General features: G+C 67.6%; 1 pseudogene. It reads right to left on the reverse strand.

The window, feature by feature from the left end:
- Nucleotides 1-1,285 (reverse strand): annotated as a pseudogene (locus J0695_RS37400) (nitrate- and nitrite sensing domain-containing protein); the annotation flags it as partial.
- Between the last annotated feature and the right edge of the window lie 231 nt (nucleotides 1,286-1,516).

Below are 1,516 nucleotides of genomic sequence, written 5' to 3' on the forward strand. Positions count from 1 at the left end.
CCTCGCGCGACTCCAGTTCGGAGATGAGCGAGAGCTGACGCTGGATGAGGCCCTGCGAGCGGCGCGAGAGGTTGGTGAACATCGCGTTGACGTTGCCTCGCAGCAGCGCCTGCTCGGCGGCGAGTCGTACGGCCTCGCGGTGCACGTCGTCGAAGGCCGCGGCGACCTTGCCGATCTCGTCCCTGGAGTGCACACCGACGGACTCGACCGAGGTGTCGACGTCCTGCGGGTCGGAGTCGGAGAGCTGCCTGACGAGCTCGGGCAGTCGTTCCTGGGCGACCGAGGTGGCGGTGTCCTGGAGACGGCGCAGCGAGCGGATCATGGACCGGGCGACGACGAAGGCGCCGACGAGGGAGACGCCGAGAACGAGCAGGATCAGCGCACCGCTGATGATCGCCTCGCGCTCGGACGCGGAACGCAGCTCGCGGGCCTTCTGGTCCATCTCACCGAGCAGCGTCGCCTCGATGGTGTCCATGGCGCGGATCTTGTTGGTGTCCGCGTCGTACCAGTCGAGGTACGTGGTGTAGCGGTTGCTCTGCTCGTCGAGACCGGCCTTGCTGCCCAGCACGCGCTTCGCGAACAGGTCGGCGGCCACGATCTCGGTGTTTCCGGAGTCCAGCGTGGCGGTCAGCTCGCCGGCGTTGCCGGAGTAGATGCTAGCGAAGGTCCCCCTCGCGTCGTTCTCCTGCTGGTACGCGGACTTCGCCCAGGTCCGGTCGCTCTCGCTGAGCCGGGGCTTGCCCCCCTTGGTCGCCGGCAGGGCGGCCGCGATGATGGCGCGCTGGACCGAGGCGTACTCCTTGGCGGAGGAGAAGGCCGCCAGGGCGCGGGTGCGCTTGATCATCTCTGGGTTGGCGGTCGCCTGCGCCATGTCCTGGGAGAGGCTCAACAGCGATTCGATGAGCTGGCTGTACGCGTTGACCGTCTGCAGGCTCGACGAGCCGTCCGTGTACGCGTCCCGCCGGATGTCCTTGAGGAAGGAGAGCTGCGTCGCGATTCCGAGCGCACTTTTGCGGATCGAGTTGACCGTGTCGTCGCTCTGCGCGCCCTCGAAGTTCTCGGTGCCCTTGAGGAAGGTGGTCTTGGCGAGGTCGGTCGCCTTCCGGGGCTGCTCCACGACGAGGTCGGACTGGCTGCCCCCATGACTGAGCGGGCCCGCGGACTTGTCCCGCTCCACCTGGAGCGCGGAGGCCAGCTCGGTCGCCTGCTTGGTCATCTGGGTCAGCAGCTGCATGTGGTCGAGCTGCTGCATGTTGTCCAGCGACTCGTTGATCCNNGCGGCTCCTGCTCTGCCGCAGCGCTGCCATCCCTCTTGAAACGTCCCTGCACTAGCGTCGCAACCTCTGGACCAGGCGTCCCCCCGCGTAGACGGCGGAACGGTGTCGAGTCGTGGGGCGCGGCGCGCCCCATGGTGGTCGTGAGTGACCTGCTGTCATCCCCCTGCACCGCGCCGGAAGTGTGTGTGTCTCCTGAGTAGGGCGCGACGGTGCGTGGAATTCCAGCACAGTGGCGGATC

The organism is Streptomyces beijiangensis (genome assembly GCF_017315755.1).
Lineage (GTDB): Bacteria > Actinomycetota > Actinomycetes > Streptomycetales > Streptomycetaceae > Streptomyces > Streptomyces beijiangensis.